Below are 6,239 nucleotides of genomic sequence, written 5' to 3' on the forward strand. Positions count from 1 at the left end.
ACATTGCACGACGCCAGCGGCGCATTGTTGATCGCCCCATTCGGGGCGTTGGCGGCGAAGCGGCTGGCTGTAGGCCGGGGCGAAACCCCGCCAAGCCTGATGCGCGCGGCATTGGCGGCTGAACCAGGCCTGCTGCAAGCCGTCGAAAAGGCCGGTTCGGCGCCTGATTGGCCGACATCGCAAGGGTTTGCGGCCTCGCCAGTCGTTGCTCCCTTCGCCCGCTTCCTGCCGTCCTTCGATCTGGCCCCGGCGCGCGCCGTCGCCGGGTTGATCGGCGCGGCGCCGTTTCCCGCCTTGCCATTCGCCGGCCACAGTGCCGGTTGATGCTGCGCGAAAGCTTAACCCAGACATGCTGTTCTGCTTGGCAAGGGGGGACGCTCTCCCTATGTTAGGCCCAAGTTTCCTCTCATGATGCTGTCCGCTCGCGGACACCAACGGGACAATTGATGAATCCGAACTATCGCAACCTCGCGCTCTGGGCGATCATAGCGGTCCTGCTCATCGCCCTCTTCAATCTGTTCCAGACGCCGCAGACGCGCGGGGCTTCGAGCGATGTGCCTTATTCGCAGTTCCTGCAGGATGTCGCGGCCGGCCGGGTCAAGACGGTGACCATCGCGGGTGCCCGCATCACCGGCACCTACACCGACAATTCCAGCGGCTTCCAGACCTATTCGCCCGGCGATCCCCAACTGGTCTCGCGGCTGCAGGACAAGAACGTCACCATCAATGCGCGGCCCGAGACCGACGGTTCCAATTCGCTGTTCGGCTACCTGATCTCGTGGCTGCCGATGATCCTCATCCTCGGCGTGTGGATATTCTTCATGCGCCAGATGCAGTCCGGCTCCGGGCGCGCCATGGGCTTCGGCAAGTCGAAGGCCAAGCTCCTGACCGAGGCGCATGGCCGCGTCACCTTCCAGGACGTCGCCGGCGTCGACGAAGCCAAGGAAGATCTTGAAGAGATCGTCGAGTTCCTGCGCGATCCGCAGAAGTTCCAGCGCCTCGGCGGCAAGATTCCGCGCGGCGTGCTGCTGGTCGGTCCTCCCGGCACCGGCAAGACGCTGCTTGCCCGCTCGGTCGCCGGCGAAGCCAACGTGCCGTTCTTCACCATTTCAGGTTCGGATTTCGTCGAGATGTTCGTCGGCGTCGGCGCCAGCCGCGTCCGTGACATGTTCGACCAGGCCAAGAAGAATGCGCCCTGCATCATCTTCATCGACGAAATCGACGCCGTCGGCCGCCATCGCGGTGCCGGTCTCGGCGGCGGCAATGACGAGCGCGAGCAGACGCTGAACCAGTTGCTGGTCGAGATGGACGGCTTCGAATCCAACGAAAGCATCATCCTGATCGCCGCCACCAACCGGCCCGACGTGCTCGATCCGGCGTTGCTGCGTCCCGGCCGTTTCGACCGCCAGGTGGTGGTGCCCAACCCCGACATCGTCGGCCGCGAGAAGATCCTCAAGGTGCATGTGCGCAACGTGCCGCTGGCGCCCAATGTCGACCTCAAGGTCGTCGCTCGTGGTACGCCAGGCTTCTCCGGCGCCGACCTGATGAACCTTGTCAACGAATCCGCGCTGATGGCCGCGCGGCGCAACAAGCGCCTCGTCACCATGGCCGAGTTCGAGGACGCCAAGGACAAGATCATGATGGGCGCCGAGCGCCGCTCGTCGGCCATGACCCAGGCCGAGAAGGAGCTGACCGCCTATCACGAGGCCGGCCACGCCATCCTGGCGCTCAACGTGCCGTCGGCCGATCCGCTGCACAAGGCGACCATCATCCCGCGCGGCCGCGCGCTTGGCATGGTCATGCAGTTGCCGGAAGGCGACCGGTACTCCATGAGCTACAAATACATGGTCTCGCGCCTCGCCATCATGATGGGCGGCCGCGTCGCCGAGGAGTTCAAGTTCGGCAAGGAGAACATCACGTCGGGTGCCTCCTCCGACATCGAGCAGGCGACCAAGCTGGCGCGCGCCATGGTCACGCGCTGGGGCTTCTCCGACAAGCTCGGCCATGTCGCCTATGGCGACAACCAGGAAGAGGTCTTCCTTGGCCATTCGGTGGCGCGCACGCAAAACATCTCGGAAGAGACGGCGCAGATCATCGATGCGGAAGTGCGCCGGCTGATCGACGACGCCTATTCGACGGCGAAGTCGGTGCTGACCAAGAAGAAGAAGGAATGGATCGCGCTGGCGCAAGGCCTGCTCGAATACGAGACACTGTCCGGCGAGGAGATCAAGCAGTTGATCGCAGGGCAGAAGCCCTCGCGCGACCTTGGCGACGACACACCGCCGAGCCGTGGCTCGGCCGTTCCGAAGTCCGGAGGCCGCCGCAAGAAGGGTCCCGAGCCCGAAGGCGGCATGGAGCCGCAACCGCAGGGCTAGAGCGGTTCAGCGTTTGACAATCGCTAACCCGCTCTAACTCTTTGTTTTCACGCAATTCCGGACAGAAAACCGCTACGCACTTTTCCTGGAAATTGCTTCAGAACTCAAGGGGCGCGCCGGACGTACGTTGGAGCGTCACCCCTCGGGCTTGTCCCGATGACCTGCAAACGCAGTTGGCGGTTTCCAACTCATACCCGGCGCCCAGATGTCGCCCGACAGCAGATCCTCGGGACAAGCCCGAGGATCACGGCTCAACGTCTGCGTGAAAAACTGTGAACCGCTTTATCCGCCGTATTCGACTTTTATGATTCAGCTTTCAGCCGCGCATTGCAAAGGCTGTAATAACCGCCGCCCTTCTGGATCCAGCGAAGGCCGTTCAACGTACCCGCCTCCTTGTTGCCGTGGTAACCCTGCAGGCAGGTCTTCATCCGCGCCTTCGCGGGCTTTTCGGTCTTGAACTCGGCGGCGAGGGTGGTCGGGAATGTCACGCCCACCGGCGCTACAGTTGGGGCGACCGCCGCGCTGGTTTCCTTTTTCGGCTGCGGCGTGGTTTCGACCGTATCCGCGCTGACACTCTCGGCGGCGGACGTCGCGCATTTCTCTTTGCGGAAAGCGGCCCAGTCCATGCCGTTCAGAGTGCCGCCTTCCTTGGCTGTCCGGTAATTCTCGCCGCATTCCTTCATCGTCAGTGCGCTTGCAGGGGCGACGTTCCAAGCAACAAATGCGGTCGCAGCCAATACCGCCAATTTCAAACTGTGCATAAGACCCTCCTGGTTGACAATAAGCTTGACGTCCTTTTGTATACGTTTTGTTCTTTATATGTTCAACCAGAATCTTTGCGGATTATCGATGAGCTTGGCGGTGGGCAGTGTAGGCGACTTGATGATGCCGGCAGCCCCCGCGACATGCGTGCAAAGCCGCAGGCGTCTTCGCGCGCAACAAAAAGGCCCGCGCATCTTGCGATGCGCGGGCCTTTGTTTGGAGACTATGGCTACGCGATCAGCCCTTCAGCTTGGCATTGCAGAGGCTGTAGAAGCCGCCGCCCTTCTGGATCCACTTCAGGCCGCCGAGCGCGTTGGCGTCCTTGAGGACATAGTACTGGTCGAGGCAGGTATGCATGCGACCCTTTCCGGGAGTTTCGCTGGCATACTTCGCCGAGATCGCGGACGGGAAGGTGACGCCCTTGGGCGCAACCGTCGTCGGCTTTGCCGGCTCCTTGGTGTAACTGGCCTCGCTCGGGGCGGGCACGGTGTCGTCGTCGGACGCGCTGGCGCCGCATTCAGCCTTGCGGAAGTCGTTCCACTTCATGCCCTTCAGGGTGTTCGCCGTCTTGGCGGCCTGGTACTTGGTGCTGCATTCTGCCATGCTCAGACCCTTGCCAGAAGCAGCGGCCGGAGCTGCCGCCGCCTTGGTGGTCGCCGGTTTGGTGTCGGCGGCAGCGGATGCACCAGCGGCACATTCAGCCTTGCGGAAGTCGTTCCACTTCATGCCGTTCAGCGTGCCGGCGGCCTTGGCCGCCTGGTACTTGGTGCTGCATTCCTTGGCGGTCAGGCCCTTGGCCGGGCTGTCGGCAGCCGCGGCCGCAGCCTTGGTGGTCTTGGCCGGCTTGGTTTCAGTCGCCTTGGTGGTGGCAGCCTTGGTTTCGGTGGTGGCCGCGGCGTCGGTACCGCATTGCGCCTTGCGGAACTGGTTCCACGTCGCCCCCGCAAGCGTCCCCGCGTCCTTGGCGGCGTTATACTTCGTGCTGCACTCGGCCATCGTCAGCGCGTTGGCTGGCGCGGCCAGGAACAACGTCGCGACCGCGAGGCCGGTGAGAGTGGCAATTCGGTGGATGAGCATAGCGTTTCTCCGTGGCTGAAGCCCATTATACGTCCCAGCGAATCAATAACGCTCAACGGTCGGTTGCGCCAGATGCCAGGTGGCTTATATATCGCCGGAAATCGCCTTCTAACGACAAGGTGATGAAATCATTTGACCTTACTGTCGCCGAGCTAAGAATTCTCGGGGTGCATCCGCGCTCGATGGCTCGCAAAACTGGTATATTGTGGCGCAACGGTGGCTCGGTAACAGGACGCCACCAGGTTGTGTGCAGTGCACAACAATGATTTTCTAAGGATTGGTAACATATAATCACACAATGTGATCGGGGCACGACGGCCAATTGTGGCATGACGTGCCGGCTAAGGACAATCAGGGATACTGGCTAGCATGGCAGGGAATTACTTCGGCACGGACGGCATTCGCGGGCGCGCCAACAAGTTTCCGATGACCGCGGAAATCGCCATGCGGGTCGGCATGGCCGCCGGCCTTTCGTTCCAGCGCGGCAGCCATCGCCATCGTGTCGTGCTCGGCAAGGACACCAGGCTTTCCGGCTACATGATCGAGAACGCGATGGTGGCCGGCCTTTGCGCCGCCGGCATGGACGTGTTCCTGCTCGGCCCGATCCCGACGCCGGCGGTGGCCATGCTGGTGCGTTCGCTGCGCGCCGATATCGGCGTCATGATCTCGGCTTCGCACAATCCCTATTACGACAACGGCATCAAGCTGTTCGGCCCGGACGGCTACAAGCTCTCCGACGAGATCGAAGAACGCATTGAGAGCATGCTCGACAAGGACATCGAACTGGCGCTCGCCGATTCCGACGGGCTTGGCCGCGCCAAGCGCGTCGATGGCGTGCACGACCGCTACATCGAATTCGCCAAGCGCACCTTGCCGCGCTCGATGTCGCTTTCGGGTCTCAGGATCGTCGTCGACTGCGCCAATGGCGCGGCCTACAAGGTGGCGCCAGAGGCGCTGTGGGAGCTTGGCGCCGAGGTCGTGGCCATCAATGTCGAGCCCAACGGCTTCAACATCAACAGGGAATGCGGTTCGACCCATCCGGCCGGGCTGCAGAAGAAGGTGCATGAAGTGCGCGCCGACATCGGCATCGCGCTCGACGGCGATGCCGACCGCGTCGTCATCGTCGACGAGAACGGGGCCATCGTCGACGGCGACCAGATCATGGCGCTGATTGCCGAATCCTGGCACCAGAGCGGGCGGCTGGCCGGCGGTGGCGTCGTTTCGACCGTCATGTCCAATCTCGGCCTTGAACGCTTTCTCGGCGACATGAAGCTGCAATTGCACCGCACCAAGGTCGGCGACCGCTATGTCGTGGAGCATATGCGTGCGCATGGGCTCAATGTCGGCGGCGAGCAGTCGGGTCACATCGTGCTGTCCGACTTTTCGACCACCGGCGACGGTCTGGTCTCGGCGCTGCAGGTGCTGGCCTGCATCAAGCGGCAGGGCCGCCCGGTCAGCGAACTGTCGAAGAAGTTCGAGCCGGTGCCGCAACTGTTGAAGAACGTTCGCATCGCCGGCGGCAAGCCGCTGGAGGAAGCCCTGGTCAAGGCCGCGATCGAAGACGCCCGTCACCGTCTCGGCAAGGCCGGGCGGCTGGTCATCCGCCCATCCGGCACCGAGCCGCTGATCCGTGTCATGGCCGAGGGCGACGATCCGCAACTGGTCGAGGCCGTGGTCAACGACATCGTCGGGGTCATCTCGGAAACCCGCAGCGCCGCCTGACATTCGTCCGCCGGAAAGCGCCGCCGCCTTGCTTGCATCGAAGCCCGCCCCGCCGGCGGGCTTTTTGTTGGCCGGAGAACCGGTTCATTCTGTCGAAATCATCGCCAGATCTCCCGGATTTTAGAGATTCGTGGTTAATCGACAAGGTTAAACGCCTTTTAACTTTTGCAATTCATTATCCACGCCTGAAAGCCAATTTCATTCGGACACGATCGCCGTTCCGAGGGTTTCTAGGGGTGACAAGCATGTTCAATACAGCAAGAAAGGCACTGTTCGCGCTGCTGTTCGCGGGCTTGGCCTGGC

General features: G+C 62.5%; 4 protein-coding genes and 1 pseudogene. 3 read left to right on the forward strand and 2 right to left on the reverse strand.

The window, feature by feature from the left end; all coding sequences use genetic code 11:
• Both EOA36_RS23715 and ftsH read left to right on the forward strand, forming a co-directional pair.
• Positions 1-324, forward strand: a pseudogene (locus EOA36_RS23715) (tRNA(Ile)-lysidine synthetase); the annotation flags it as partial.
• 122 nt (positions 325-446) lie between these two features.
• On the forward strand, positions 447-2,375 hold the full coding sequence (ftsH, locus tag EOA36_RS23720) for an ATP-dependent zinc metalloprotease FtsH (RefSeq protein ID WP_127279662.1): 1,929 nt from the start codon (positions 447-449) through the stop codon (positions 2,373-2,375).
• Between the two features lie 302 nt (positions 2,376-2,677).
• On the opposite strand, the gene EOA36_RS23725 is transcribed toward ftsH, so the two are convergent.
• Together EOA36_RS23725 and EOA36_RS23730 are read right to left on the reverse strand one after the other, a co-directional pair.
• Positions 2,678-3,136, reverse strand: a complete 459-nt coding sequence (locus tag EOA36_RS23725) for a hypothetical protein (protein WP_127279663.1) — start codon at positions 3,134-3,136, stop codon at positions 2,678-2,680.
• Between the two features lie 238 nt (positions 3,137-3,374).
• The gene (locus EOA36_RS23730) at positions 3,375-4,214 is read right to left on the reverse strand and encodes a hypothetical protein (protein WP_127279664.1); all 840 of its coding nucleotides are present in this window, start codon (positions 4,212-4,214) and stop codon (positions 3,375-3,377) included.
• A 369-nt stretch (positions 4,215-4,583) separates the two neighbouring features.
• Between EOA36_RS23730 and glmM the strand changes: the two genes are divergently transcribed.
• The gene (glmM, locus tag EOA36_RS23735) at positions 4,584-5,936 is read left to right on the forward strand and encodes a phosphoglucosamine mutase (RefSeq protein ID WP_127279665.1); all 1,353 of its coding nucleotides are present in this window, start codon (positions 4,584-4,586) and stop codon (positions 5,934-5,936) included.
• Positions 5,937-6,239: the final 303 nt, after the last annotated feature.

This window comes from Mesorhizobium sp. M8A.F.Ca.ET.021.01.1.1, from assembly GCF_003998025.1.
GTDB lineage: Bacteria > Pseudomonadota > Alphaproteobacteria > Rhizobiales > Rhizobiaceae > Mesorhizobium.